We start from the raw sequence: 25395 nt of genomic DNA, 5'->3' as shown, positions 1-25395 counted from the left end.
AATGCGCAGTATCAAGACCGTTCATGTCATTTCCGCCCATGCGGAAGGCGAGGTGGGGGATGTGATCGTCGGCGGTGTCAGGCCGCCGCCGGGCGAAACGATCTGGGAACAGAGCCGCTTCATCGCCCGCGATGAGACCCTGCGCAATTTCGTGCTCAACGAGCCGCGCGGCGGCGTGTTCCGCCACGTCAACCTGCTGGTGCCGCCGAAACATCCGGATGCGGATGCCGCCTTCATCATCATGGAACCGGAAGACACGCCGCCCATGTCCGGCTCCAACTCCATCTGCGTTTCCACCGTGCTTCTGGATGGCGGCATCGTGCCGATGCAGGAGCCGGAAACCCATATGCTGCTGGAAGCGCCGGGCGGGCTGGTGAAGGTGCGCGCCGAATGCCGCAACGGCAAGGCCGAGCGCATTTTCGTGCAGAACCTGCCGAGCTTTGCCGCAAAGCTCGATGTCGAACTCGAAGTCGAAGGCCTCGGTACGCTGAAAGTGGACACGGCCTATGGTGGCGACAGCTTCGTCATCGTCGATGCCGAGGCGATGGGTTTTAGCCTGAAGCCGGAAGAGGCGCACGAGATTGCCCGCCTCGGCGTGCGCATCACCAACGCCGCCAATAAGGCTTTGGGTTTCGACCATCCCGAAAACCCGGACTGGCGGCATTTTTCCTTCTGCCTGTTTGCGGGCAAGGTGGAGCGCACGGCCGAAGGCCTCAGGGCAGGGGCGGCCGTTGCCATCCAGCCGGGCAAGGTGGACCGCTCGCCGACCGGCACGGCGCTTTCAGCCCGCATGGCGGTGCTGCATGCGCGCGGCGAGATGAAGGAAGGCGAAACACTGACGGCGGTGTCGCTGATCGGCTCCACCTTCACCGGCCGTATTCTTGGAACCACAACGGTCGGCGACCGTCCGGCCATCCTGCCGGAAATTTCCGGCCGAGGCTGGATCACCGGTATTCACCAGCACATGCTCGATCCGTCCGATCCGTGGCCGGAAGGGTATCGTCTGACGGATACCTGGGGTGCGCGGTAAATAAGGGCGTTACGGGTCGAAAATTTCGCTGGGGTGGGATTTTTAGATATGCCCGGCGGTGCGGCCCGTTTCTTCTCCCCGCCGGGGAGAAGGTGGCCCGAAGGGTCGGATGAGGGGGTAACGCCAGCGACAGAATGAGAGCTTGCCCCCTCATCCCGCTGCCGCGGACTTCTCCCCCTCGGGGAGAAGAAACAAGCGACATCCGCTCGTTCCACTATTGCTAAAGCCTTATCCACCCAGCCGTTTCGTCGTCTCCCGCACGATCAGCTCGAACCCGACATCCACCCTTGCGCCCTCGGGAACAATGGCATCCTTTTCCGCCTCCAGTATCGAAAGCAGCAACTCGCCCGCCCTGCGGCCGATCATCTGGGCGTCGACGCGGATCGTTGAAATCGCCGGATAACATTGCCGGCCGATATCGAAGTCGCCGAATCCGAGGAGGGAAATACGGTCAGGGACACTGATTCCCCTTCGATGACATTCCATCAGCGCGCCGACGGCGGAAATATCTGATACGGCGAAGATGGCCTCGACATCTGGCGCCTTGGCCAGCAGCGAGCCGAGGGTCTTTGCCCCGTGGTCATAGGAGACCGGAGCGCTGCCTTCGCGGATGATGAGATCGTCGGCAATGCCGGCCTCCCGCAGGGCCGCGCCGAAACCGAGCAGGCGGCTTTCGCCGCGCCAGTCCTTAACATCGCCATCGGCCCTCGATCCGAGCGCGCCGATTCGCTTGAAGCCAAGCGATATCAGATGCTTGGCGGCGGTTCTTCCCACTTCGTAGTTGGAGAAACCAACCGCATGGTCGATTGGGTGTTCGGGAACATCCCAGATTTCCACGATGGGAATGCCGGCGCGCATCAGCACCTCGCTCGCCATTTTAGTATGCACCGTGCCGGCGACCACGATGGCATCGGGTCGGCGCTCCATCATGGTGCGGATGACGCGTTCTTCCTCCTGCAGATCGTACATGGTGTAGCCGATCAACAACTGGTAGTCGGCGGCGCGCAGCGCATTGGCAAGCCCCTGAGCGCTATCGGCGAAGTTGGAGTTGGTGAGCGTCGGCAGGATGGCGGTGATGAAATTGGTGCGGCGGGAGGATAGCGAACCGGCGATCCGGTCTGGCACATAGCCCAGCTTCTCGATGGCCTTCATCACCTTCTGGCGTGTCTCTTCCGACACCAGGGCGGGATCGGCCAGCACTCGCGAAACGGTCATCTTGGAGACGCCCGCGAGTTTCGAGACATCGCTCATGGTTGCTTTTTTTGACGTGACTAACGCTGCGGCCAAGGGCGTGCGCTCCACCAAAGCATGTCTCCCTAAATTCGAACCGGTTCAGGACAAGACATACACGAAGACAATAAGGGAAAGCACGCCGTATGATTGCATATCGATGCGGCGTGCACCGGATTTATGCGACGCGGCTATAGACCAGATGATAAAAGCGCCCGTCGCACATGCTCATCATCTCGTCCGTCAGCACCCGGCCTTCCAGCCGGACGGGGGAAACCAGCGCTTCCTCCACCGCCTCCATCGACGGATAGTCGATTTCCTGCACCATGATGATCGAGGCGGCGTCCGGGTCGGTACGCTCGGTGCGCATCACCCGCACGGCCTGCGCATTCGGCATGCGTTTCCAGACCGGCAGCAGTTTCTCCTCGACGATGCGGAAAAACTCCTCCTCCCGGCCGGGGTGAATCCTGCCTTCGAAAATTGCCGAGCGTGTATACATGTTTCCTCCCGAATGATTGCCGACCCAAACAGTTCTGTAGATCGGACTTGCAATGATACCGATAACATGCATTATTGATCCTGCCAAGAACGTGAAGCGGTGTCGACCAGAGGAAAATCGATAACCAGCCGAAAACATTGAATTTCATAGGAGATTCATCTGGTTTTGTGCTTTCGCGCCTTCTTGGGAGGAGTTTTTAGTCAATCGCGTTAAAATGTTATCGAGAACATTTTTCGGTTTGCGCAAGGCCGCTGTTCCATTCTGGGCAGCCACTTATAAGGTTGGAGGAGAAACCATGAGCATATCCAGATTTCTGAAGAACATGACCGTTGCCGTCGGTGTTGCGGCAGCAACGCTCGCCGCAACCACGTCCGCCCATGCCGTCTCGATCAGCGAGATCACTGCGCGCGGCAAGGTCAAGATCGGTGTTCTGACCGGTGCGCCGCCGATGGGCATGGTGGATGAGAAGGGCAATCCTTCCGGTTACGACGTCGATGTCGCCAATCTCATCGGCTCTTACCTGTCGCTGCCGGTGGAACTGGTGCCGCTGACACCGCCCGCCCGCATCCCCGCCCTTCAGACCGGCAAGGTCGACTTCCTTGTTGCGACGCTTGCGCCGACCGGCGAGCGCGCCAAGACCGTGATGTTCACGCAGCCTTACAGCGCCTTCAACATGGACATTATTTCCGGCAAGGACCAGAAGTTCGAAAATCTCGACAGCCTCAAGGGCAAGCGCGTTTCGGTCAATCGCGGTTCCTCGCAGGAAACCGCGCTGCGCAAGGCCAATGTCGAAGGTCTCGAAATCGTCGTTTACGAAGACGATTCCACCAGTGCCCAGGCACTGCTTGCCGGTCAGGTAGATGCTGTCGCCCTGCCGTCCACGGTTGGCGAAGCGATCATCAAACAGCGCCCGGAAGCCGGTCTGCAGGTTGGTTTCACCTTCTTCCAGCAGGGCAATTCCATGGCGACGAAGCTTGAGGATTTCGAGCTGCGCCAGTGGCTGAACACGTCCATCTACCTCATGAAGATGTCGGGCGATCTCGACCGTATCTCGGTGAAGTGGACCGGTCGTCCTCTGCCGCAATTGCCAAGCTTCTGATTGAGCCTTTCAACGCGCCCGCCGGAGAAAAATTTCCGGCGGGCCGGGAAATGTCAACGGAGTGACGCATGTCCTATACATTCCAATTCGGCGCGCTCGCCCAGTATCAGAACGAGATTCTGAACGGCATATGGCTGACGATCAAGCTGTCGGTCCTGTCCATCGTGCTCGGCTGCGCTTTCGGCATTCTTTTGGCTTCGCTGCGGTCCATCAATGGCGGCATCGTCCGCATCATCGTGGACGGTTATGTGGAAGTCATCCGCAATACGCCGTTTCTGGTGCAGCTATTCATCGTCTATTTCGGTCTGCCGGGCCTCGGCTTCAGGGTAGGGGCGGATACGGCGGCGCTGATCGGCATGACGATCAACCTTGCTGCCTATTCGACGGAAATCATCCGCGCCGGCATCGAGGCGGTGCACAAGTCGCAGATCGAGGCGGGCGAAGCGCTTGGTTTCACCAAGTACCAGATCTATCGCCACGTCATCATCGTGCCGGCCATCGCCAAGGTCTATCCCTCGCTGTGCAGCCAGTTCGTGCTGATGATGCTGGCATCGAGCATATGTTCGGCCATTTCCACCCATGAGCTTGCGGCCGCCGCAGCCTTCGTGGAATCGCAGACCTATCGCTCCTTCGAGGTCTATATCGTCGTCACGCTCATCTATCTTGCGCTGGCGCTTTCGCTGCGGCTCATCCTTGCCCTTGTCGGCATGTGGCTATTTGGCCGTCGCGTTGCCCGCAAGACTATGACCGCCATGCCGGAGGTGCAGTCATGACTCTTCGAACTTTCGGCTGGAACGAATTCGGCTTCCTGCTGACCGCCCTGCAATGGACCGTGCTTCTGACGATCATTGCGCTTATCGGCGGCGGCATCGTCGGCTTCTTCGTGGCGCTCGCCCGCACCTCGAATTTCAAGGCGCTGCGCATTGCCGCCGGCACCTATATCCAGGTGATCCAGGGCATTCCGGTGCTGATGATCCTGTTCCTGTCCTATTACGGCCTCAGCCTTGCCGGACTGGAACTGCCGCCGCTCTTTGCCGCCGGCGCCTCGATGACGATCTATACATCGGGTTACCTCGCGGAAATCTGGCGCGGCTGCATCCAGGCGGTGCCGAAGCAGCAATGGGAAGCGTCGGAATCGCTGGCGCTGACCCGCGCCCAGCAATATCGCTACGTCATCCTGCCGCAGGCGATCCGCATTTCGCTACCGCCGACCGTCGGTTTTGCCGTTCAGGTCGTCAAGAATACGTCCATCGCATCGATCATCGGTTTCGTCGAACTGGCGAGAGCGGGGCAGCTCATCAACAATGCCACGTTCCAGCCGTTCCGCGTCTTCGTCGCCGTGGCCGTGCTTTATTTCGTCGTCTGCTACCCGTTGTCCCAGCTCTCGCGTTGGCTGGAAAGGAGGCTTCATGCCGGAAGTAATCGTTGAAAACGTTCACAAGAGCTTTGGCGCTCTGGAAGTCCTCAAAGGCGTGTCGCTGACGGTCGGCCGCGGTGAAGTCTTTGCCCTCATCGGCCGCTCCGGCTCGGGCAAAAGCACGCTGCTGCGCTGCATGAACGGGCTGGAGAAGATCAATTCGGGCCGCATCGAAATTGCAGGTCATGCGATTGGCGAAGATGCCAAGGCGCTGCGCAAGCTGCGCACCGATGTCGGCATCGTGTTCCAGAGCTACAATCTCTTCCCGCATCTGACGGTCGGCGAAAACATCATGCTTGCGCCGCGCATCGTCAAGGATGTGGCGAAATCGGAAACGAAGGATATTGCCCGCGAAGTTCTGCAACTCGTCGGCCTGTCCGAGAAGTTCGATTCCTATCCTGACCAGCTGTCCGGCGGACAGCAGCAGCGCGTGGCGATTGCCCGTTCGCTCGCCATGCGGCCGAAGGTGATGCTGTTTGACGAGGTGACCTCGGCGCTCGATCCTGAATTGACCGAGGAAGTGCTGACCGTGATGGAAAACCTCGCCAAAGACGGCATGACCATGATCCTCGTCACCCATGAAATGGCCTTTGCGCGCCGCGTCGCGACCGAAACCATCTTCATGCACAAGGGCAAGATCTGGGAGCAGGGCCGTTCCTCCGAACTCTTCGCCAACCCGCAAACGCCGGAACTCCGGCAATTCGTCAAGGCCGATGTGAAGTAGTTCACCGGCGCAAAGGAAACTTCATGACCACTGAAATCGTGCAATTGTGCCCGCTCATCCCGGCACTGGAAGAAGAACTCGCGCAGCGCTTCACCGTGCATCGCCTGTTCGAGGCTGCTGACAAGGCGGCGTTCCTTGCTGACAAGGGTGCTTCAATCCGCGGCGTCGTCACCGGCGGCCATATCGGCCTGCCGGCGGATATTGGTGCCGCACTTCCCAATCTTGAAATTGTCGCCATCAACGGCGTCGGTTTCGACAAGGTCGATCTGACTGATGCCAAACAACGCGGTTTCCGCGTCTCCAATACGCCTGACGTGCTGACAGCCGATGTTGCCGACCTCGCGCTCGGTCTCGTTCTGGCGCAGGCGCGCAAGCTGCCGCAGGCGGACCAGCATGTGCGCACCGGCCAATGGCTGAAGGGCGATATGGGGCTTTCCACCCGCGTCGCCGGCCGCCGTTACGGTATTTTCGGCCTCGGCCGCATCGGCCAGGCAATCGCAAAGCGGCTTGAAGGTTTCGATGCGCGGATTTCCTACACCGCCAGAAACCGCCGCGATGTCGCCTATGATTATTACGACACCATCGAGGCGCTGGCCGCCAATTGCGACGTGCTCATCATCGCCGCCGCCGCAACCGCCGAAACGCGCCATATCGTCAATGCGGATGTGCTGAAGGCCCTCGGTCCCCAGGGCGTGCTCGTCAACGTGGCGCGCGGCTCGCTGGTGGATGAAAAGGCGCTGGTCGAAGCGCTTTCGAGCGGCACGATCGGTGGTGCTGCGCTGGATGTCTTCGAGGATGAGCCGCGCGTGCCGGAAGCGCTTTTTGCCTTCGACAACGTCACGCTCGCTCCGCATGTCGGCAGCGGCACGCACCAGACGCGCCGCGCCATGGCTGATCTCGTTCTCGCCAATCTCGATGCCCATTTTGCCGGCAAAGAACTGCCGACGCCGGTGGTGTGACGGGCAACGAATTGCCGCCTGTCGTTTTGACGGCGCAGCTTCGGTTGCGCCGTTTCGATTGAGGCCGGCAGGGCTTCAGGCAGGCTGCTGCAAAAGGCGGGTTTCCCGGCAATCTCCCGCCGTTGTTCATATTTATATAATACGTATAATCCTACTATTCTGCTTCCTTATAAAATGATGAGGCGGAGAGGTGCGTTCCAAAGGCCCGAAGACACCCGAAGAGAACCGGATGTCGCGAAAAAAGCGCGATGTCACGCCATCCGCCACTCCTGACATGAGCGAAAACACCAATCCTTCCGACCGGCACGCGCTTCTGGAAGCGATGATCGACCACGTGCCGGATTTTATCTATGCCAAGGATCTGGAAGGGCGCTTTCTTTTCGCCAATCGCGCCATCGTCACCGAAAACGGTTTTGACACGGTCGAGCAACTGATCGGGCTCACCGACTACGATATTAACGGTGAAGCGGCGCGGCGTGCCGGCATTCCCGATACCGAGGCGCGGGTGATGCGCACCGGCGAACCGGATCTCGGTTACGAGGAACGCGCCATGCGCGGCGATATCGACCGCTGGCTCATGATGTCGCGTGTGCCGCTGAAGGACAAGGCCGGCAACATCATCGGCGTGGTCGGCGCCTCGCGGGATATAACCCAGAAAAAGGCTTCGGAAAGACTGCTTCAGGCGCAGGCGCATATTCTGGAAATGATCGTCGCGGCGGCGCGTATCGAGGATTTTCTCGAGGAGTTCGTCAAGGCCATCGAAAATCTCGCGACCGGACTGGCTTGCGCGGTGCGGGTGTTCGATGCGGCGGAAGGGGAGCCTTCCGTTTATGCCTCGCCGGCACTGGCGCAGCAGGTGGGGCTGGCCGCGCTTGTTTCCAGCGTCAGCGATCCTGAGAGCCTTGTCCATCCGGCAGAGAATATTGCGTTTAGTTTCGATATTCCCGCCAGCGAAGGCAAGGCGCATGGTTTCGTCTGGTGCATGCTGGCCGGCCGCCAGCCGGAGGCGGCGCTGGTGGAATTCATCGGCGCGGCAGCGCGCATGGCGGGTTTGGCCATCGACCGCAAAAGGGCGGCGGAACATATCGCCTTCCTGGCGGATCACGACATGCTGACCCGGCTGCCGAACCGACGTTTCCTCGATACGAGACTGCCGGAAATACTGGCGACTGCGGCAAAGGCGAACCGAAGGGTCGGTATCGGTTTTCTCGATCTCGATAATTTCAAGCAGATCAACGATACGCTCGGCCACAGCATCGGTGACGCGTTGCTGTCGAAAACCGCCGAGCGCATTGCGAAAAGCCTCCGGAAGAACGATCTCGTTCTCAGGGTGGGCGGCGACGAGTTCGTCATCATTCTGGAAGAGCGCAGGGACGATGTCGAAAACCGCCTGCAGCGCATCCGCGCCGCTGTCTCGCAGCCATTGCGTATCGGCAATTACGATATCAAGGTCACATGCAGCATCGGCATGGCCTTTTTCCCGGAGCATGGGGAAACCACCGCGGAAATCGTCGCGGCGGCCGATCTCGCCATGTATGAGGCCAAACATACCGGGCGCGACAGCATTGCCACCTTCACCCCGAATATGGCGGATGATCTGAGGAAGAAGTTCACCCGCATCGAGGAATTGCGAAAGGCTGTAAAGAGGGACGAGTTCGTGCTGCACTTCCAGCCGCAGGTCGATCTTTTCAGCGGCAGGATCAGCGGCGTGGAGGCGCTGGTGCGCTGGCAGCACCCCACGGAAGGTCTGCTTGGTCCTGCGGAATTCATCGGGCTTGCGGAGGAAACCGGCCTGATCGTCGAACTCGGAGAAAGCATTCTCAAAAAGGCCTGTCGTCAGGCGCAGGCATGGGCCGCCGCCGGCCTGTCGCCCGTAAAAATGGCGGTCAATATCTCTCCGCGACAGTTTCAGGGCGGGCTGGTGCAGCAGATAAGGTCGGTGCTCAAGGAAACCGGCCTTGCGCCGTCCCTGCTGGAAATCGAAATCACCGAGACGCTCATCATTCAGGATGTCGAAACATCGGTGCGGATCATGCGGGCCATCAAACAGATGGGTGTCAGCCTGGCGCTGGATGATTTCGGTATCGGTTACTCCTGCCTCGGCATGCTCAAGACATTCCCGCTGTCCTGCATGAAGATAGACCGCTCGTTTCTCACCCACCTGCCGGAAAAGACCAAGGACAGCGCCATCGTCTCGATTATGATCCAGCTTGCCGGGTCTCTCGGCATCGATGTCATTGCCGAAGGTGTGGAAGCCGGCGAGCAGGCGACATTTCTGCGTGATGCCGGCTGCCCCTACGGTCAGGGTTATTACTTCAGCCGCCCGGTGCCGGCAGAGGCGATAGAAGACATGCTGGCGAAGACGACGATATTCGCGACCGGCTTACCCGAAGACCGCGTGTAGGCTGCCCGGGCGACCGGTTGTTTCAGATCGGCCAGATATGGCTTTCCGGGAGAGGCCGGGCGTACGTTTTGCCGCCTGCGTCCTTCCCTGTTCCTCGATGAAAACCACTTTGCTTCTCCATGCCCGCGAGTGCTGACGCCTCCCGATCCGGACGGAACGGGAGCGTTTGTTGTTTTTGTGTCTTATAATTTAGTAATTGAAGATAATATTTAAAAGTAATTAATTCTATTATTTTGAAATAATAATAAGAAATATTATATTTTAAACTATTGAATTGTTGTAATTTTACTACGAAACTGAATTGCGTACTTTGTCTGTATTTGTATTTCGTCGATTTAAATTGCGAGTCTGCGGCAACTTCTGTCATTTGCTGAATCAGCGCAGGGAAGCGGGCGGCAGGGAAAAGACCAGCCCTCAAATTTGCGCATTCGTTGAAAAATTTTTGACTGGAGATTACAAATGAACATCAAGAGCCTTCTGATCGGCTCCGCTGCGGCTCTCGCAGCAGTATCCGGCGCACAGGCCGCCGACGCCATCGTCGCTGCCGAGCCCGAGCCCATGGAATACGTTCGCGTCTGCGACGCTTTCGGCACCGGCTTCTTCTACATCCCCGGCACCGAAACCTGCCTGAAGTTCGACGGTTACGTTCGTTTCCAGACCGACTTCGGTCGTGACCAGTCCGGCACGTCCGACTGGGATTCCTTCACCCGCGCCCAGTTCAACGTCGACACGCGTTCGGACACCGAGCTCGGCGCTCTGCGCGGCTACTTCGGTTTCCGCGGCCAGGCCGACCAGGACAGCAGCCGCGCTGTCGTTCTTGATCAGGCTTTCATCGAAATCAGCGGCCTGAAGGTCGGTTTCTACTATAACTGGTGGGATGACGGTCTCTCTGGTGAAGTCGATAACCTCAGCTCGAACCAGACCCGTCTGAACGCTATCCGTTACACCTACGACGCTGGTTCCTTCTATGCTGGTGTTGCCGTTGAAGAACTGGAAGGTGTTATCGCCGGTAACTCGATCAGCGGAACGACGATCCAGCGCAACAATCTGGGCGTAAACCAGCTCAACTGGACGACGCAGAACCGCCAGGGCGACAACAATGTTGGCGTCAGCGCCATCATTGGTGCCAAGTTCGGCGGCGTTAAGGCCAACCTGCTTGGTGGTTATGACACCGACGCTGAAAACGGTGCGATCCGCGCCATCGTAACGGCTGAAGTTGGCCCGGGTACGTTCGGCCTCGCCGGTGTATGGGCTTCTGGCGCCAACGCATACTACGAAGAGTCCGAGTGGTCAGTTGCTGCTGAATACGCCGTCAAGGCAACCGATAAGCTGACCATCACTCCCGGTGTTCAGTACTTCCGTACGCTTGATATCGGCACCGATGGTGACTTCACCGGCAACCGCGATGCATGGCGCGCTGGTGTAGCAGTTGGCTACAAGATCACTTCCGGCCTCTCCACGCTCGTTTCGGTTAACTACCAGAGCGTTGACGGCGATGAGCGCGTTCGTAGCGGCATCGGCAGCGGCGCTGGCGACCAGTGGACCGGTTTCGTTCGCCTGCAGCGTTCGTTCTAATAGTCTACAAAAAGCATAGTAGGGTTAGACAACTCAGATCCACCCCGTTTCCGAACGGGTGAGTAACTAGCTCCAGTCAAAGTTTCTGACATGATGTCAGGTTTACTCCCCGGACCCTCCAGGCCGGGGAGTTTTTGCGCATATAGTCGATGCGTGGATGGCGGCTCCATCCATTGGTTGGAGAATGCGCGCGGGCTTGCTGCTTCTCCTTTGCTCCCCAAATGTGATGCAGCAAAATTGGCTATCCCGTGATCAGGGTGATTGAGTAATTGTCTGCAGTATGAAATATTATTGTATACAATAAATCAGGTGCTCCCATGGAATTCGATTTTACCGCGCTTGAGCCGCAGAGCCGTTATCGTTTGCTGACCAATTTTATCGGTCCACGGCCGATAGCGCTTGTCACGACGCGCTCGGCTGCTGGCCACAACAATGCCGCGCCGATGAGCTTTTTCAATGTTTTCTCCCATGATCCGCCGATCGTTGTTCTCGGCATCCAGCCGCGTGTGACGGGCGAGGAGAAGGATACGATGGCCAATATTCGTCGCAACGGCGAATTCGTCATCAACATGGTCGATATGGCTCTGTCCGAACAGATGCTCGTCTGCGGCCTCGGCTTCGACAGCGAAGTTGATGAACTTTCGATTGCCGGACTGACGGCTACGCCCTGCAGCAAGATCGATGCGAGCTTTGCGGCGGAATCGCCCTGCGCCTTCGAATGCCGTGTGGAGCGCCTGATCGATTATCCGCGCCGTACCCTTGTCCTGGGCGAGGTAGTGCACATGCATGTCCACAAGGATTGCCTCGATGCGGAGGGGCGTTATGTCGATCCGGACCGATATCAGCCGATTGCGCGCCTGCATGCCGATAATTACATCAGCTCGGATCGCCAGTTCGTCCTCAAGGCGCCAGCGATGACCGACTTCATCAAGCCGACTGGCGAGTGACGGTTCTTGCGGCCGAAGCTGAATACCTTTCGCCTGCCGTCGCAAACTCGAGAAAATGAGAGGGCAGGGCATCGAGGCGGCGATGACGATTGGTTTCGCTTCCCGGCGCTGTGCGGCAGGCCAGGCGAAACGACGGATGGGTCAATGCCGTCATGGAGCTGCGTCCAGTGCGGTTGGAGTGGTTGACCTAACGTCGACGCCCATGACTGCCCGCGCCTCACGGAACCCAGTCTTGTCACCCGGCACGGTTTTCAGGAAAACAACGGCATCCATTTGCGGGCTTCCCCGCCTCGTTCTAGTGTTCTCCTGCTCGCACCATCCGCAGGGTCGCGAGCGACGCGGGAGGACGCATGATCGACAAGCTGGAATTTTTCATTGCATTGGCGCGCGCAGGGCATTTTGGCCGCGCGGCGGAGGAGTGCGGCGTTTCCCAACCCAGTCTCTCGGCCGCGATCCGGCAGCTGGAGGACCAGCTTGGTGTCGTTCTTGTGGTGCGTGCGGCACGTTATCAGGGGCTGACACCGGAGGGCCAGCGTGTTCTGGAATGGGCGCGTCGCATCGTCGCCGATACGCGCACCATGCGTGAGGAAATGCGGGCGGCGCGCAAGGGTCTGGCGGGCCACATCCGCCTTGCGGTCATTCCGACGGCGCTTGCGATGGTGCCGCGATTGACGGAATCCTTTCAGGCGCGGCATCCCGATGTGACCTTTTCCGTGACGTCACGCACCTCGCTTCAGGTCCTGAGCCAGATCGAAAACCTCGAGATCGATGCGGGAATCAGCTATCTCGACAATGAACCTCTTGGCCGAGTGACCACGGTACCGCTTTATTCGGAGCGATATCACCTGATTGCAGCAGCCGGAACGCCGCTCGCCGATCAGGAAAGCGTTACCTGGAAGCAGGTTTCAGGTCTTAGGTTATGCCTATTGACTTCGGATATGCAGAACCGCCGCATCATCAACAAGCACATGGCTGAAGCGGGCGTAGAGGTGAAGCCGACATTGGAGTCCAACTCCATGATTGTGCTGTTTTCGCATATCCGAACCGGACAATGGGCTTCAATAATGCCGCGTAACATAGCGGAATCATTCGGTTTTCCAAAGCAGATCAGAATGATACCGATTACCGAGCCGGATGCGGAACATCTGGTGGGGCTGATCGCGACCTATCGCGAACCACACACGCCGCTCGTTTCCGCGCTTCTTCATGAGGCGCGTCAGCGCGCAGCGGCGATGGCTTTTGATAGGAATTTCCTATCGGTTGACGAAAACACATTATTGACCTGATCCGGCCGACCTCGCCATTCTCTCGAACCATGCAGGGCTGCGCCGGGACTGAAACACGTGCCGCTCGCCATACCTGCCCCTGTCGGTTTGGGAGGACTGGCTTATGAATATCCGTGCGGTTGCCGCAGATGAGGCGGCCCGTGTTTCCGCTATCATTGACGAACTTCTCCACCTGGAGGGGCCATTGCTGCCCATTCTGCACGCGGTGCAGGAAGAATTCGGCTACATACCGGAAAGCGCCAAGCAGATCGTCGCATCCGCGCTGAATATATCGCGCGCCGAGGTTCATGGCGTCGTGACCTTCTATCCTGATTTTCGCGATCACCCGTCCGGCCGGCATGTTTTAAAGCTCTGTCGCGCCGAGGCTTGCCAGTCGATGGGTGGCGAGCCTCTTGCGGAAACCATCAAGAACCGGCTCGGCCTTGACTGGCACGAAACGGCAGCCGACGGTTCCGTCACGCTGGAGCCGGTCTTCTGTCTCGGGCTTTGCGCGCAGGCGCCCGCACTGATGCTGGATGGCGAGCTTCACGCACGACTGGATGAGCACTGTCTTGGCGACATTCTGGCGGAGGCGCGCCGATGAGTGTCACCGTTTTTGTTCCGGGCGATTCCGCCGCGCTTGCCGTCGGCGCAGACCGTGTCGCCCAAGCGATCGTCCGCGAGGCGGCCAGCCGCAATCTCGATGTGCATATTGTCCGCAATGGCTCACGCGGCATGCTCTGGCTTGAAGTGCTGGTGGAAGTGCGCACCGAACACGGCCGTATTGCCTACGGGCCGGTCAAGGCCAGCGACGTTGCCTCGCTTTTCGATGCGGGTTTTCTCACCGGCGGCGAGCATCCTCTCTGTCTCGGGCCGACGAAGGACATCCCGTTCCTGAAAAGCCAGACGCGCCTGACATTTGCCCGCTGCGGCGTTACCGATCCATTGTCGCTTGCGGATTATCGCGCCTATCAGGGCTTGAAAGGCCTCGAAAAAGCCGTCGCCATGGCGCCGCTCGATATCGTTGCGCAAGTGACCGAAAGCGGCCTGCGCGGACGCGGTGGCGCCGGTTTCCCGACTGGTATCAAATGGAAGACCGTCGCCGACGCGGTGGCGGATCAGAAATATATCGTCTGCAATGCCGATGAAGGTGACAGTGGCACGTTCGCCGACCGCATGATCATGGAAGGCGATCCCTTCGTGCTGATCGAAGGCATGGCGATTGCCGGCCTCGCCGTCGGCGCAACGAAAGGTTTCATCTATACGCGCTCGGAATATCCTTACGCCATCAAGGTCATGGAGCAGGCAATCGCAATCGCCCGCCGCGAAGGCATCATCGGCCCATCCGTGCTTGGTTCCGGGCGGGCCTTCGATCTCGAAGTGCGCATGGGTGCCGGCGCTTATGTCTGCGGCGAGGAAACCTCGCTTCTGAACAGTCTGGAAGGCAAGCGCGGCACCGTGCGCGCCAAGCCGCCGCTTCCTGCTTTGCAGGGCCTGTTCGGCAGGCCCACCGTCGTCAATAATGTGATTTCGCTCGCCTCCATTCCGGTCATCATGGATCGCGGCGCGGCGTTTTATCGCGATTTCGGCGTCGGCCGCTCGCATGGCACCATCCCCATCCAGCTTGCCGGAAACATCAGGCATGGTGGGCTTTACGAGACCGCCTTCGGCCTGCCGCTCGGGCAGCTGGTCAATGATATCGGCGGCGGCACGATCACCGGCCGCCCCGTCAAGGCCGTGCAGGTCGGCGGTCCGCTCGGGGCCTATTTCCCGGTTTCGCTGTTCGACACGATCTTCGACTATGAGGCCTTCACCGCCGCCGGTGGCCTGATCGGGCATGCCGGTATCGTGGTTTTCGACGACACGGCCGATATGCTGCATCAGGCCCGGTTCGCGCTGGAATTCTGCGCCGTCGAAAGCTGCGGCAAATGCACGCCCTGCCGCATCGGCTCCACACGCGGTGTCGAGACGGTGGACAGGATTGCGCTCGGCATCGAGCGGGAAAAAAACACCGCACTCCTCGCAGACCTCTGCGAAACCATGAAATTCGGTTCGCTCTGTGCGCTCGGCGGCTTCACGCCCTATCCCGTCATGAGCGCGCTCCGGCATTTCCCTGATGATTTTGCCCCCACCCCACGTGTTGAAGCGGCGGAGTAAGACCATGGCCCTTGTGACAGAATTCGACTATGGAACCCCCAAATCCCACGCAACGGACATGGTGACGCTGACCATCGACGGCAGGCAGGTGACTGTGCCTGCGGGAACGTCGATCATGCGCGCCTCGCGCGAAGCGGGTATCGATGTTCCAAAACTCTGCGCCACCGACATGGTGGATGCTTTCGGCTCCTGCCGCCTCTGTCTGATCGAGGTGGAGGGCCGCAACGGCACCCCCGCCTCCTGCACCACGCCAGTCGCGCCCGGTCTCGTCGTGCACACGCAGACGGAGCGGCTGAAGCAGATCCGCAAGGGCGTGATGGAGCTTTATATCTCCGATCATCCGCTCGACTGTCTGACCTGCGCCGCAAATGGCGATTGCGAGTTGCAGGATATGGCGGGCGCCGTTGGCCTGCGCGATGTGCGTTACGGTTACGAAGGCGACAACCACGTCACGGCCCGTACCGGCGATGGCGATCTCAATGCCCGCTGGATGCCGAAGGACGAAAGCAATCCCTATTTCACCTACGATCCTTCCAAATGCATCGTCTGCTCCCGTTGCGTGCGCGCCTGCGAGGAAGTGCAGGGCACCTTCGCGCTGACGATTGAAGGCCGCGGTTTTGAAAGCCGTGTGTCGCCCGGCGCGCATGAGGCGTTCCTCGATTCCGACTGCGTTTCCTGCGGCGCCTGCGTGCAGGCCTGTCCGACGGCGACGCTCACCGAAAAATCGGTGATCGAGATCGGCCAGCCGGAGCATTCGCTGGTCACGACCTGCGCCTATTGCGGCGTTGGCTGCTCCTTCAAGGCGGAAATGCGCGGTGAAGAGCTGGTGCGCATGGTGCCGTGGAAGGACGGGCAGGCCAATCGCGGTCATTCCTGCGTCAAAGGCCGCTTCGCTTATGGTTATGCCACCCACAGGGACCGTATTCTCAACCCGATGATCCGCGAAAAGATCAGCGATCCATGGCGGGAAGTCACGTGGGAGGAGGCTTTCTCCCATGTCGCGTCGGAGTTCCGGCGTATTCAGGGCCAATATGGCCGGGAAGCCATCGGCGGCATCACCTCGTCCCGCTGCACGAACGAAGAAACCTTCCTCGTCCAGAAACTCATCCGCGCCGGTTTCGGCAACAACAACGTCGATACTTGCGCCCGCGTCTGCCATTCGCCGACGGGCTACGGTCTCGGTCAGGCGTTCGGCACTTCCGCCGGCACGCAGAATTTCGACAGTGTCGAGCAGTCCGATGTGGTGCTGGTGATCGGCGCCAATCCGACCGATGGGCATCCTGTTTTCGGATCGCGGCTGAAGAAGCGGCTGCGACAGGGAGCGAAGCTCATCGTCATCGATCCGCGCCGTATCGATCTCGTCCGCACGCCGCATGTGGAGGCGTCCTTCCACCTGCCGCTGAAGCCCGGAACGAATGTCGCGGTGCTGACGGCGCTTGCGCATGTCATCGTCACGGAAGGGCTGTTCAACGAAGCCTTCATCCGTGAGCGCTGCGACTGGTCGGAATTCGAGGATTGGGCCGCTTTCGTCGCCGAACCTCAGCATAGCCCGGAAGAAACCGAAAGCTTCACCGGCGTGCCGGCGGAAGAGGTGCGCGGGGCTGCCCGCCTTTATGCCAGGGGTGGCAATGGCGCCATCTATTACGGGCTCGGTGTCACCGAACACAGCCAGGGGTCTACGACGGTCATGGCAATCGCCAATCTGGCCATGGCGACCGGCAATATCGGCCGCCCCGGTGTAGGGGTCAATCCGCTGCGCGGTCAGAACAATGTTCAGGGCTCCTGCGACATGGGGTCTTTCCCGCACGAGCTTCCGGGCTACCGGCATATTTCCGACGATGCCACGCGCGACATCTTCGAAAAACTCTGGGGCGTGAAGCTCAACAACGAGCCGGGGCTGCGTATTCCCAACATGCTCGATGCGGCCGTGGATGGCAGCTTCAAGGGCATCTATATTCAGGGCGAGGACATTCTCCAGTCCGATCCGGACACGAAGCACGTTTCGGCCGGTCTGGCCGCCATGGAATGTGTCGTGGTGCACGATCTCTTCCTGAACGAGACGGCGAATTACGCCCACGTCTTCCTGCCGGGCTCCACCTTCCTCGAAAAGGACGGCACCTTCACCAATGCCGAGCGCCGCATCAACCGCGTCCGCAAGGTCATGTCCCCGAAGAACGGTTATGCCGACTGGGAAGTGACGCAGAAGCTGGCGCAGGCCATGGGGCTTGCATGGAATTACGCGCATCCCTCCGAGATCATGGACGAGATCGCGACGACGACACCGAGCTTCGCCGGTGTTTCCTATGACTATCTGGAGGAGAAGGGCTCGGTGCAGTGGCCCTGCAACGAGAAATTCCCGGATGGTTCGCCGATCATGCATGTGGACGGTTTCGTGCGCGGCAAGGGCAAGTTCATCCGCACCGAATATGTGGCGACGGACGAACGCACGGGGCCGCGGTTCCCGCTGCTGCTCACCACCGGCCGCATCCTGTCGCAATACAATGTCGGCGCGCAGACACGGCGCACGGAAAACGTCGTCTGGCATGAGGAGGATCGGCTCGAAATCCATCCGCACGATGCCGAACAGCGCGGCGTGAAGGATGGCGACTGGATCAAGCTCGCCAGCCGGTCGGGCGACACGACGCTGCGGGCGCTGATTACCGACCGTGTGGCGCCGGGTGTGGTCTATACGACCTTCCACCATCCTGGCACGCAGGCGAATGTCATCACGACCGACTTCTCCGACTGGGCGACCAACTGTCCCGAATACAAGGTGACCGCCGTGCAGGTATCGCCTTCCAACGGGCCGACGGAATGGCAGGAGGAATATGATGCGCTTGGCCGCCGTTCGCGGCGGATCAGCGGCAAGCTCGAAGCGGCGGAATAAGGAGGGCCGGGTGCGCCCGGCCTTGTCACACACAGAGGCGTCGGCCGGCAGCCGGCGCGGGGGAAGAGGTCATGTTGCTCAACCACACCGATGAAAAGCTGGTGAGAATGGCGAACCAGATCGCGACGTTCTTTCTGTCGCAGCCGGAAGATATTCGCATCGAAGGTGTCGCCACCCACATCAACAAATTCTGGGAACCGCGCATGCGACGCCGGTTCTTCGAGATGGTGGATGCCGGGGCCGGTGATTTTCTGCCGCTTGTGCTTGCCGCTTCGAAGAAGATCAAACGGCCCGACGATCCGGCGGCCGATGCCGTGGGGCTCGGCGAGGACGCCAAGGGCGCGCCGGGCGGCAAAGGACCAATTGCGGGTGAGTCCCTTTCGGAACCGAGCGTCCCGGAAAGCACAGGGGCTTGAGCGGCGCGACCGCAAAATCACACTTTCGGCCGGACGGGGGACGTTCGGCGATATCGGTGTTCGCCCGGCGGGGCGAACGTGACATGTCCAGACATCCACGAGGGAGGTAATGTCAATGGCAGTAGCAGGTGCGACAGCGGGAGAGGCGGCGCAGGCCGGGTTTTTGGACCGCGAACGAATAATCGCAAGACCGGGTTTCAATCGCTGGCTGGTGCCGCCGGCGGCCCTTGCCATTCATCTATGCATCGGCATGGCCTATGGCTTCAGCGTGTTCTGGCTGCCGCTGTCGAAGGCGCTGCCGGCCACGGACCCCAGTTGCTCCAGCCTCACCCTTCTGGGTGCGCTGTTCACCACTGAGTGCAACTGGCGCGTGGCCGATCTCGGCTGGATCTATACGCTTTTCTTCGTTCTTCTCGGCTGCTCGGCGGCCATCTGGGGCGGCTGGCTGGAAAGAGTGGGGCCGCGCAAGGCTGGCTTCGTTTCCGCCTGCTGCTGGTGCGGCGGTATTCTGGTGGCGGCAGTCGGCGTCATCACGCACCAGCTGTGGCTGATGTGGCTGGGCGCCGGCGTCATCGGTGGTATCGGTCTCGGCCTTGGCTATATTTCGCCCGTATCGACGCTGATCAAATGGTTCCCGGACCGTCGCGGCATGGCGACTGGCATGGCCATCATGGGATTTGGCGGTGGTGCGATGATCGGTGCGCCGCTTGCCAATCTGCTGATGAACAACTTCAAGACGGATGTTTCGGTGGGCGTCTGGCAGACTTTCGTGGTCATGGCCCTGATCTATTTCGTCTTCATGATGGCGGGCGCTTTCGGTTACCGCATTCCGCCATCGGGCTGGCGTCCGGAAGGCTGGACCGCGCCTTCCGCCAAAAGCGCCATGATAACCCATCGCCATGTGCATCTGCGCGATGCGCACAAGACGCCGCAGTTCTGGCTCATCTGGGCGGTGCTGTGCCTCAACGTTTCGGCGGGTATCGGCGTCATCGGCATGGCCTCGCCCATGTTGCAGGAAATCTTCGCGGGCTCGCTGATCGGCTTACCCGGCGTTGGCTTTGCGGATCTCGATGCCGGGCAAAAGGCGCAGATTGCGGCGATTGCTGCCGGTTTCACCGGGCTTCTTTCGCTCTTCAACATCGGCGGCCGCTTCTTCTGGGCGTCGATGTCCGACAAGATCGGCCGCAAGAACACTTATTTCTGCTTCTTCATTCTCGGCATCATTCTTTATGCGCTGGCGCCGACGCTTGCGACGATGGGCAACAAGGCGCTCTTCGTTCTCGCCTTCGGTATCATCCTGTCGATGTATGGCGGTGGTTTTGCGACCATTCCCGCTTATCTTGCGGATATTTTCGGCACGCAGTTCGTCGGCGCAATCCACGGCCGCCTGCTGACGGCGTGGGCGACTGCGGGCATCGCCGGACCTGTCGTCGTCAACTACATTCGCGAAGCGCAGATCGCGGCGGGCGTGGCGCCAGGACCCGCGCTCTACACCAGCACCATGTATATTCTGGCAGGCATGCTGGCGATCGGCCTCGTGGCCAATGCCTTCGTGCGGCCGCTTTCGGACAGGTGGTTCATGTCGGATGCGGAGGTCGCGACGCTGCAGGCAAAGACGGCGGCCGCCAATGCCGGCCCGACAGGCTCCTTTGGCATCGGGCGTGGCGGGCTGGACACCAAGGCGGCACTTGCCTGGGTTGCTGTCGGTATTCCGCTTCTGTGGGGCGTATGGGTTACCGTGAAAAGCAGCCTTGCGCTGTTCGGCTGAGCATCCATCTGCCCGGAAAGCATATGCCGGCTCATGCCGGCATATGATCTGATCAAAGCGAAAACGTGCAGCTTGCCGGTATGGCGTCCATCAAAGCCAGCTGGCAAGCAGTCCTTCAAGCGTTGCGCGATCTTCTTTGTCCAGACGGGCAAGTCCCGGGGCGCGAACGGGGCCAACCTTCATCCCCAGAATTTCCATTGCTTCCTTCACCACGGTCACGTTGGCGCCGTTGCGATATCGTGTCCGCAGCCGTTCGAACAATTCGATCTTTTCGATGATCTTCCGTGCGGTCGGGAAATCGCCGGCCGTCAGGGCGTCGTGAACCTGCAGGGAAAATTGCGGCGCGACATTGACGAGACCGGATGTGAAACCACGCGCGCCAACCGCCGCGAAGGCAGGCGCCCAGCTTTCAGCCAGTCCGCAGACATATAGAGCGCCGTTCGGATCGGAAGCGGCAATCGCGCGCGACAGAAGCATGATGTCGGTCGTCGCGAACTTGATGCCGGCGACATTCGGGTGGCTGGCAAGCCTTACCATGTCATCGACCGAAAAGCCGTCCGCCCGGACATAGGCGACCAGCGGCAATTCGCTGCCCTCCGCAAGGCCGATAAAATAGTCGATCTGCGATTGCGGGGCTGCAAAAGGATCGACCGGCTGATGCGACATGACGGCGGATGCGCCCATTTCTTTTGCCTGACGCGCCATGGAGAGGGCCTCGCGCTGCGAGCGTCCGATCGCCGCCGTAACCGGGGCTTTGCCGCCGACGCCTTTTATTGCAGCCTCATAAACCTTCAGAATTTCCGCGGGCGTCAAGGCGTAGAATTCGCCGGTATTGCCTGCCGCAACGATATTGTGGATGCCTGCCTTTGCGACGCGGGCGTAAACCTCGGCGGTGACACCGGTCTGCACTTCGCCGCTTGCATCGTAAGCCGTTACCGGAACGCCGGAGATGCCCTGCAGGGCCTGGCGAAAATCGAATGTCGTCATCAACTGGGTTCCTTAAGATCAAAAGTCATCTTTAGATGGAGAATTTGTGAACGGGCGTGCCGGCGACCGGGGCATCGAATGCGACAACCGTGCCTGCGGTGGTTATTCCGTCCGTCTCGGTGACGAGACTTGTGAGGTAGATCGTCTTGAGGTCGGGACCGCCGAAACACGGCATGGTCGGCCCCTTGAACGGCAGCCTGTAGACCTCGAACAATTCGCCGTCCGGTGAAAAGCGGTTGAGACGTCCCGCCTGAACGCCGGCGCTCCAGTAACAACCTTCGCAATCGGTCGCCGCACCGTCCGGCCTGCCTTCATCCGGCGCGAAATCGTGCAGGCGTTCGGCCGGGCCCAGCCTGCCGGTCGCGACATCGAAATCGAACGCCTGATACATGAGGCCGCTGCTGTCGGAATGGTACATGCGCCTGCCGTCCGGGCTCCAGGCAAGCCCGTTCGATGTGAACATGTCGCCATCGACGATGCGTTCGATGCTGCCATCCGGGGCGATGCGATAGAGGCGTGCATTGCCTGTCTGTGTCGCGGCCTCGTCGCGGGTCCCCACCCAGAAATGGCCGTCCGGGCCAACTTTTCCGTCGTTGAGGCGGCTGTCGGGCCGCCCGCCGTCCGGGTCGCACAGAAGATCGAGCTTGCCGCTCGCGGGATTAAGAAGATGCACGCCGGTCTTGAGGCCCGCCACGATCAACCCATTGTCGCAAAGGCCGAGACAGCCCACCTCAGCGGGCATGTCGTATCTGTCGAGTTTTCCGCCGGGATGCAGGCGGAAAATGGCGGGCGCGAGAATATCGACGAACCACAGATCGCCGGTTCGTTCGTCCCAGGCAGGCGATTCGCCGACCTTCAGCGGGGTATCGATCAGGGAACGGAGCTTCGGTTCTATGATATGCGGCTGGCTCACTGGTTCCTCTCCCTCATCCGCCCTTTATGATTCTATTTTCGACATTGCAGGGTGCGGCCTAACTGCCGACGCCCTGAAACATGCGGGCGCGCGCCTTCAATATGTGGTCTTTCATCGCGTCATGCGCGGCCTGCTCGCGTCGCGCAAAAATCGCTTCCACGATTGCCGTGTGCTCGTTCTGGACTTCGCGCACATGCTGCGGCGTCCGCTTGAGGCTGAGGCTGCGTGTCACCGACTGGCCGATGGCGAAATGGGGTTTGAACCAGATCCGCACCGTGATGTGGAACTGGTTATGGCTCGCCTTCGCGATGGCTTCGTGCAGGGCGAAGTCTTCCTCAGCGCCGAGATCGTTGCGTTCTAGACACTGTTCCAGCGCGGCAATCGCCTGCTCGATCCGCAACCTGTCCGCGGCCTGCCAGTTGCGCGCCGCAAGCTCAGCCGCGGAAGCCTCCAATCCTGCCCTGAACTCAAAAAAACGCTGCACGTCGGCCAGAGAGCCGACCGGCACCTGTTGCAACACGGAAGAATCCGGCTGCTGGCGTACATAGGAGCCGGATCCCTTTTGCGAAACGATAAGCTCGTCGTTCCGAAGCCGCTCCAGCGCTTCCCGCACAACCGGCCGCGACGCGCCGAACAGCGACGCCAGATTCTGTTCCGATGGCAGCCGCTCGTTCACGGGAAACCGCCCGTCCGAAATCATGCCGACGATTTTTTCGTAGATGATGTCGCTCAGCCGAGTCTCGCCTCGAGCGGCGGCAGATGCAGTGTGATTGTCCATCAGCAGCCCTTCCGTTGCAAATCGCTGAAGTTAATGGGTTTCCTGCATTTCAATCGCAACAGAAATACCGGGGTTTTTGTGAGGCTGTCCTACCGATTTTTTCTTCAAGCCTGATCCTGAAAGCCGGCCTACAAATAAAAAAGATGTAAAAATCTGTCAATACTTGTAATCATCTGAAAACGCCCATATGGTCTGCCCCTGCCGATGGAGGATCGGCGTGCTGGCTGGCCGGGAGGGCCGTCGCGGTTCGGTGAAAGCCGTCTCGCTGCCGGTGATTTTTTGGGAGGATTGTCGATGCGCGATGGCGAAGCATTTTCACTGGGCGTAACGCGCCGAACCTTTATGGCGGGTGTTGGTGGCGTGGCCGCCCTTTCCGTCATCGGGACCTCGGCGCGGGCTGCTGCCGGCAAGCAGGCGCCGGAACTGGAGGCGCTGGTAAAGGACGGCAAATTGCCGCCTTTGGCCGAACGCCTGCCGAAAAATCCGATGGTGGTGACGCCGCACGAGAAAATCGGCACCTATGGCGGCACATTGCGTCGTGGTCTGCGCGGTTCGTCGGACCATAACGGCATCCTGCGCATGGTCGGCAATCAGGGGCTGGTTCGCTGGAACATGGATTTCACCGAGGTTCTGCCGAACCTTGCGGTGAAATGGGAAGTCAACGACGATGCCTCGCAATTCACCTTCCATTTGCTGGAGGGCGCAAAATGGTCGGACGGCCACCCCTTCACCGCCGATGACGTGGTGTTCGCCATCGAGGACTGCATCAAGAACAAGGAGCTTTACAGCGCGACGCCAGCGCAGCTTTCCGTGGCCGGCAAGGCAGTCGATGTCGAAAAAGTCGACGATTTCACGGTAAAGTTCAAATTCGCCGCGCCGAATGCGCTTTATCTCGAAAACCTCGCCACGCCGCTCGGCCAGCATCCGACGCTGTTTCCGAAGCATTATTGCAGCAAGTTCCTGCCGAAATATAACACGGCGCTGGATGCCGATGTGAAGGCGGCGGGCGTCTCCAGCTGGACGGAGCTGTTCCGCGCCAAATGCGGCGATATCGAAATTCCGTCCCGCTGGTCGAATGTCGACAAGCCGACGCTGGACCCGTGGGTGGTGAAGGAACCTTATTCCGGCGGCGCGACACGCGTGGTCATGACCCGCAACCCTTACTTCTGGCAGGTCGATACCGAAGGCAACCAGTTGCCCTATATCGACGAAATCAATTTCGGCATTTCGCAGGATGTCGAATCGCTGATGCTGAACGTCATTTCCGGCAAGATCGACATTCAGGAGCGCCATATCAGCGTACTCGCCAACAAGCCGACCCTGTCGCAGAACATGAAAAAGGGTGACTATCGCCTGCTGACTTTGGTGCCGTCTGCCGCGCAGCAGTGCCAGATTTACCTGAACATCACCCATAAAGACCCGGCGATGCGCAAGATGTTCGCCGACAAGTCGTTCCGTCAGGCGCTGTCCATCGCGCTCAACCGGCAGGAAATCATCGACATCGTCTATTTCGGTCAGAGCGAGGGCTATCAGGCCGGGCCGCGTCCGACACATCCCTGGTACAATGAAAAGCTGGCGCGGCAATTCACCGAATACGATGCGGACAAGGCGAACGAGCTTCTCGACAAGGCCGGTTACGACAAGAAGAATGGTAACGGCATGCGGTTGCGGCCTGACGGCCAGCCCGTTTTCTTCTCTATCGACGTCATCCCGACGCTTTATCCCGATCTGGTCGATGCGCTGGAGCTGGTGAAGGCGCAGTGGGCGCAGATCGGCGTTGACATCAAGGTCAACACCATCGAACGCGCGCTCTATTATACACGCGGCGATGACAACGCCCATGATGCCGCCGTCTGGCCGGGTCCCGGCGGTCTCGACCCGATGCTCGATCCGCGCGATTTCTTCGCCTTCCATCCGCAGGGGTCGCGTTACGCCATTCCGTGGGCGCTCTGGTACACCTCGAATGGCCAGAAGGGCGAAGAGCCGCCGGAAAGCCAGAAGCAGCGCTTCAAGCTGTTCGATGAGGCGCGCTCGACGGCCGACCTTGCCAAGCGCGGCGAGAAGATGAAGCAAATCTTCGACATTGCGGCGGAAGAATTCGAGACAATCGGCCTCTGCCTTGCGGTGGGCGGTTTCGGCATCATCCGCAACAATCTGCGCAATGTGCCGGAAACGGAACCCGACAGCTGGACCTGGCCCAATCCCGGCCCGGCGCTGCCGCAACAGTTCACCTTCACAAGCTGACACCGCCACATGGGCGTCGCTGCCGTAACGCGGCGACGCCTCTCAGGTTGTTTCGACCACCCACAGCCGTCTCCTTAGTGGAGCGCGGCGCGTGCG

General features: G+C 60.0%; 22 protein-coding genes. 16 read left to right on the top strand and 6 right to left on the bottom strand.

Annotated features, from left to right (window positions below):
* Window position 1: 1 nt before the first annotated feature.
* Window positions 2-1030, top strand: a complete 1029-nt coding sequence (locus EM858_RS15185; RefSeq protein WP_127757129.1) for a proline racemase family protein — start codon at window positions 2-4, stop codon at window positions 1028-1030.
* 228 nt (window positions 1031-1258) lie between these two features.
* Here the strand turns inward: EM858_RS15185 and EM858_RS15180 are convergent, their stop codons facing one another.
* Both EM858_RS15180 and EM858_RS15175 read right to left on the bottom strand, forming a co-directional pair.
* On the bottom strand, window positions 1259-2281 hold the full coding sequence (locus EM858_RS15180) for a LacI family DNA-binding transcriptional regulator (RefSeq protein ID WP_127757128.1): 1023 nt from the start codon (window positions 2279-2281) through the stop codon (window positions 1259-1261).
* A gap of 157 nt (window positions 2282-2438) precedes the next feature.
* Window positions 2439-2759 carry a hypothetical protein gene (locus tag EM858_RS15175; protein ID WP_003505663.1) on the bottom strand — a complete coding sequence of 107 codons (321 nt, stop codon included), beginning with the start codon at window positions 2757-2759 and terminating at the stop codon, window positions 2439-2441.
* Between the two features lie 295 nt (window positions 2760-3054).
* On the opposite strand from EM858_RS15175, the gene EM858_RS15170 reads away from it, so the two are divergent.
* The 6 genes from EM858_RS15170 (at window position 3055) to EM858_RS15145 (ending at window position 9362) form a co-directional block, all read left to right on the top strand.
* Window positions 3055-3858 (top strand): transporter substrate-binding domain-containing protein, encoded by an 804-nt coding sequence (locus tag EM858_RS15170; RefSeq protein WP_020811663.1) that lies wholly within the window; start codon window positions 3055-3057, stop codon window positions 3856-3858.
* A 68-nt stretch (window positions 3859-3926) separates the two neighbouring features.
* Window positions 3927-4631 carry an amino acid ABC transporter permease gene (locus EM858_RS15165; RefSeq protein ID WP_003505665.1) on the top strand — a complete coding sequence of 235 codons (705 nt, stop codon included), beginning with the start codon at window positions 3927-3929 and terminating at the stop codon, window positions 4629-4631.
* A complete protein-coding gene (locus EM858_RS15160) occupies window positions 4628-5287 on the top strand; it encodes an amino acid ABC transporter permease (RefSeq protein WP_127757127.1) in 660 nt (219 codons plus the stop codon). The genes EM858_RS15165 and EM858_RS15160 overlap by 4 nt, the downstream gene beginning before the upstream one ends.
* On the top strand, window positions 5268-5999 hold the full coding sequence (locus tag EM858_RS15155) for an amino acid ABC transporter ATP-binding protein (protein ID WP_003521699.1): 732 nt from the start codon (window positions 5268-5270) through the stop codon (window positions 5997-5999). The genes EM858_RS15160 and EM858_RS15155 overlap by 20 nt, the downstream gene beginning before the upstream one ends.
* A 23-nt stretch (window positions 6000-6022) precedes the next feature.
* A complete protein-coding gene (locus EM858_RS15150) occupies window positions 6023-6958 on the top strand; it encodes a 2-hydroxyacid dehydrogenase (protein ID WP_127757126.1) in 936 nt (311 codons plus the stop codon).
* Window positions 6959-7187: 229 nt separating this feature from the next.
* Complete coding sequence (locus tag EM858_RS15145) at window positions 7188-9362, top strand: GGDEF and EAL domain-containing protein (RefSeq protein ID WP_127757125.1); 2175 nt, start codon at window positions 7188-7190, stop codon at window positions 9360-9362.
* A gap of 22 nt (window positions 9363-9384) precedes the next feature.
* On the opposite strand, the gene EM858_RS15140 is transcribed toward EM858_RS15145, so the two are convergent.
* The gene (locus EM858_RS15140; RefSeq protein WP_127757124.1) at window positions 9385-9780 is read right to left on the bottom strand and encodes a hypothetical protein; all 396 of its coding nucleotides are present in this window, start codon (window positions 9778-9780) and stop codon (window positions 9385-9387) included.
* A 41-nt stretch (window positions 9781-9821) separates the two neighbouring features.
* Between EM858_RS15140 and EM858_RS15135 the strand changes: the two genes are divergently transcribed.
* The 8 genes from EM858_RS15135 to EM858_RS15100 all read left to right on the top strand — a co-directional run bounded on the left by EM858_RS15135 (window position 9822) and on the right by EM858_RS15100 (window position 20377).
* A complete protein-coding gene (locus EM858_RS15135) occupies window positions 9822-10937 on the top strand; it encodes a porin (RefSeq protein WP_127757123.1) in 1116 nt (371 codons plus the stop codon).
* A gap of 317 nt (window positions 10938-11254) precedes the next feature.
* Entirely contained in the window at window positions 11255-11884 is a 630-nt protein-coding gene (locus EM858_RS15130; protein WP_127757122.1) for a flavin reductase family protein, read from the top strand.
* Window positions 11885-12234: 350 nt separating this feature from the next.
* On the top strand, window positions 12235-13170 hold the full coding sequence (locus EM858_RS15125) for a LysR family transcriptional regulator (protein ID WP_003521693.1): 936 nt from the start codon (window positions 12235-12237) through the stop codon (window positions 13168-13170).
* A gap of 103 nt (window positions 13171-13273) precedes the next feature.
* A complete protein-coding gene (locus tag EM858_RS15120) occupies window positions 13274-13753 on the top strand; it encodes a formate dehydrogenase subunit gamma (protein WP_065657697.1) in 480 nt (159 codons plus the stop codon).
* Entirely contained in the window at window positions 13750-15306 is a 1557-nt protein-coding gene (locus EM858_RS15115) for an NADH-quinone oxidoreductase subunit NuoF (protein ID WP_127757121.1), read from the top strand. The genes EM858_RS15120 and EM858_RS15115 overlap by 4 nt, the downstream gene beginning before the upstream one ends.
* 4 nt (window positions 15307-15310) lie before the next feature.
* Complete coding sequence (gene fdhF, locus EM858_RS15110) at window positions 15311-18193, top strand: formate dehydrogenase subunit alpha (RefSeq protein ID WP_127757120.1); 2883 nt, start codon at window positions 15311-15313, stop codon at window positions 18191-18193.
* A 71-nt stretch (window positions 18194-18264) separates the two neighbouring features.
* Window positions 18265-18609: a formate dehydrogenase subunit delta gene (locus EM858_RS15105; RefSeq protein WP_127757119.1), complete on the top strand. Its 345-nt coding sequence runs from the start codon at window positions 18265-18267 to the stop codon at window positions 18607-18609.
* 115 nt (window positions 18610-18724) lie between these two features.
* Window positions 18725-20377, top strand: coding sequence for an OFA family MFS transporter (locus EM858_RS15100; RefSeq protein ID WP_127757118.1), 1653 nt, complete (start codon window positions 18725-18727; stop codon window positions 20375-20377).
* Between the two features lie 90 nt (window positions 20378-20467).
* Here the strand turns inward: EM858_RS15100 and EM858_RS15095 are convergent, their stop codons facing one another.
* From EM858_RS15095 to EM858_RS15085, 3 genes are read right to left on the bottom strand one after another with little or no spacing between them, the layout of a single operon-like run.
* Window positions 20468-21364, bottom strand: a complete 897-nt coding sequence (locus EM858_RS15095) for a dihydrodipicolinate synthase family protein (protein ID WP_127757117.1) — start codon at window positions 21362-21364, stop codon at window positions 20468-20470.
* 31 nt (window positions 21365-21395) lie between these two features.
* Window positions 21396-22277 carry an SMP-30/gluconolactonase/LRE family protein gene (locus tag EM858_RS15090; protein WP_127757116.1) on the bottom strand — a complete coding sequence of 294 codons (882 nt, stop codon included), beginning with the start codon at window positions 22275-22277 and terminating at the stop codon, window positions 21396-21398.
* Between the two features lie 58 nt (window positions 22278-22335).
* Window positions 22336-23055, bottom strand: a complete 720-nt coding sequence (locus EM858_RS15085; protein WP_065657704.1) for a FadR/GntR family transcriptional regulator — start codon at window positions 23053-23055, stop codon at window positions 22336-22338.
* 294 nt (window positions 23056-23349) lie between these two features.
* On the opposite strand from EM858_RS15085, the gene EM858_RS15080 reads away from it, so the two are divergent.
* Window positions 23350-25299, top strand: a complete 1950-nt coding sequence (locus EM858_RS15080) for an ABC transporter substrate-binding protein (protein ID WP_035260480.1) — start codon at window positions 23350-23352, stop codon at window positions 25297-25299.
* The last annotated feature ends 96 nt before the right edge of the window (window positions 25300-25395 follow it).

The sequence above is a fragment of the Agrobacterium sp. CNPSo 2736 genome (genome assembly GCF_004005385.1).
In the GTDB taxonomy this organism is placed as follows: Bacteria; Pseudomonadota; Alphaproteobacteria; order Rhizobiales; family Rhizobiaceae; genus Agrobacterium; species Agrobacterium leguminum.
Note: the sequence above shows the minus strand (reverse complement) of the source record. Positions and strands in the feature narration are given on the sequence as shown.

Bases quoted from the DNA above. Each gene is read 5' to 3' on its own strand.
- EM858_RS15185 (WP_127757129.1), top strand. From the start codon at position 2: ATGCGCAGTATCAAGACCGTTCATGTCATTTCCGCCCATGCGGAAGGC.
- EM858_RS15180 (WP_127757128.1), bottom strand. From the start codon at position 2,281: ATGAGCGATGTCTCGAAACTCGCGGGCGTCTCCAAGATGACCGTTTCG.
- EM858_RS15175 (WP_003505663.1), bottom strand. From the start codon at position 2,759: ATGTATACACGCTCGGCAATTTTCGAAGGCAGGATTCACCCCGGCCGG.
- EM858_RS15170 (WP_020811663.1), top strand. From the start codon at position 3,055: ATGAGCATATCCAGATTTCTGAAGAACATGACCGTTGCCGTCGGTGTT.
- EM858_RS15165 (WP_003505665.1), top strand. From the start codon at position 3,927: ATGTCCTATACATTCCAATTCGGCGCGCTCGCCCAGTATCAGAACGAG.
- EM858_RS15160 (WP_127757127.1), top strand. From the start codon at position 4,628: ATGACTCTTCGAACTTTCGGCTGGAACGAATTCGGCTTCCTGCTGACC.
- EM858_RS15155 (WP_003521699.1), top strand. From the start codon at position 5,268: ATGCCGGAAGTAATCGTTGAAAACGTTCACAAGAGCTTTGGCGCTCTG.
- EM858_RS15150 (WP_127757126.1), top strand. From the start codon at position 6,023: ATGACCACTGAAATCGTGCAATTGTGCCCGCTCATCCCGGCACTGGAA.
- EM858_RS15145 (WP_127757125.1), top strand. From the start codon at position 7,188: ATGTCGCGAAAAAAGCGCGATGTCACGCCATCCGCCACTCCTGACATG.
- EM858_RS15135 (WP_127757123.1), top strand. From the start codon at position 9,822: ATGAACATCAAGAGCCTTCTGATCGGCTCCGCTGCGGCTCTCGCAGCA.
- EM858_RS15130 (WP_127757122.1), top strand. From the start codon at position 11,255: ATGGAATTCGATTTTACCGCGCTTGAGCCGCAGAGCCGTTATCGTTTG.
- EM858_RS15125 (WP_003521693.1), top strand. From the start codon at position 12,235: ATGATCGACAAGCTGGAATTTTTCATTGCATTGGCGCGCGCAGGGCAT.
- EM858_RS15120 (WP_065657697.1), top strand. From the start codon at position 13,274: ATGAATATCCGTGCGGTTGCCGCAGATGAGGCGGCCCGTGTTTCCGCT.
- EM858_RS15115 (WP_127757121.1), top strand. From the start codon at position 13,750: ATGAGTGTCACCGTTTTTGTTCCGGGCGATTCCGCCGCGCTTGCCGTC.
- fdhF (WP_127757120.1), top strand. From the start codon at position 15,311: ATGGCCCTTGTGACAGAATTCGACTATGGAACCCCCAAATCCCACGCA.
- EM858_RS15105 (WP_127757119.1), top strand. From the start codon at position 18,265: ATGTTGCTCAACCACACCGATGAAAAGCTGGTGAGAATGGCGAACCAG.
- EM858_RS15100 (WP_127757118.1), top strand. From the start codon at position 18,725: ATGGCAGTAGCAGGTGCGACAGCGGGAGAGGCGGCGCAGGCCGGGTTT.
- EM858_RS15095 (WP_127757117.1), bottom strand. From the start codon at position 21,364: ATGACGACATTCGATTTTCGCCAGGCCCTGCAGGGCATCTCCGGCGTT.
- EM858_RS15085 (WP_065657704.1), bottom strand. From the start codon at position 23,055: ATGGACAATCACACTGCATCTGCCGCCGCTCGAGGCGAGACTCGGCTG.
- EM858_RS15080 (WP_035260480.1), top strand. From the start codon at position 23,350: ATGCGCGATGGCGAAGCATTTTCACTGGGCGTAACGCGCCGAACCTTT.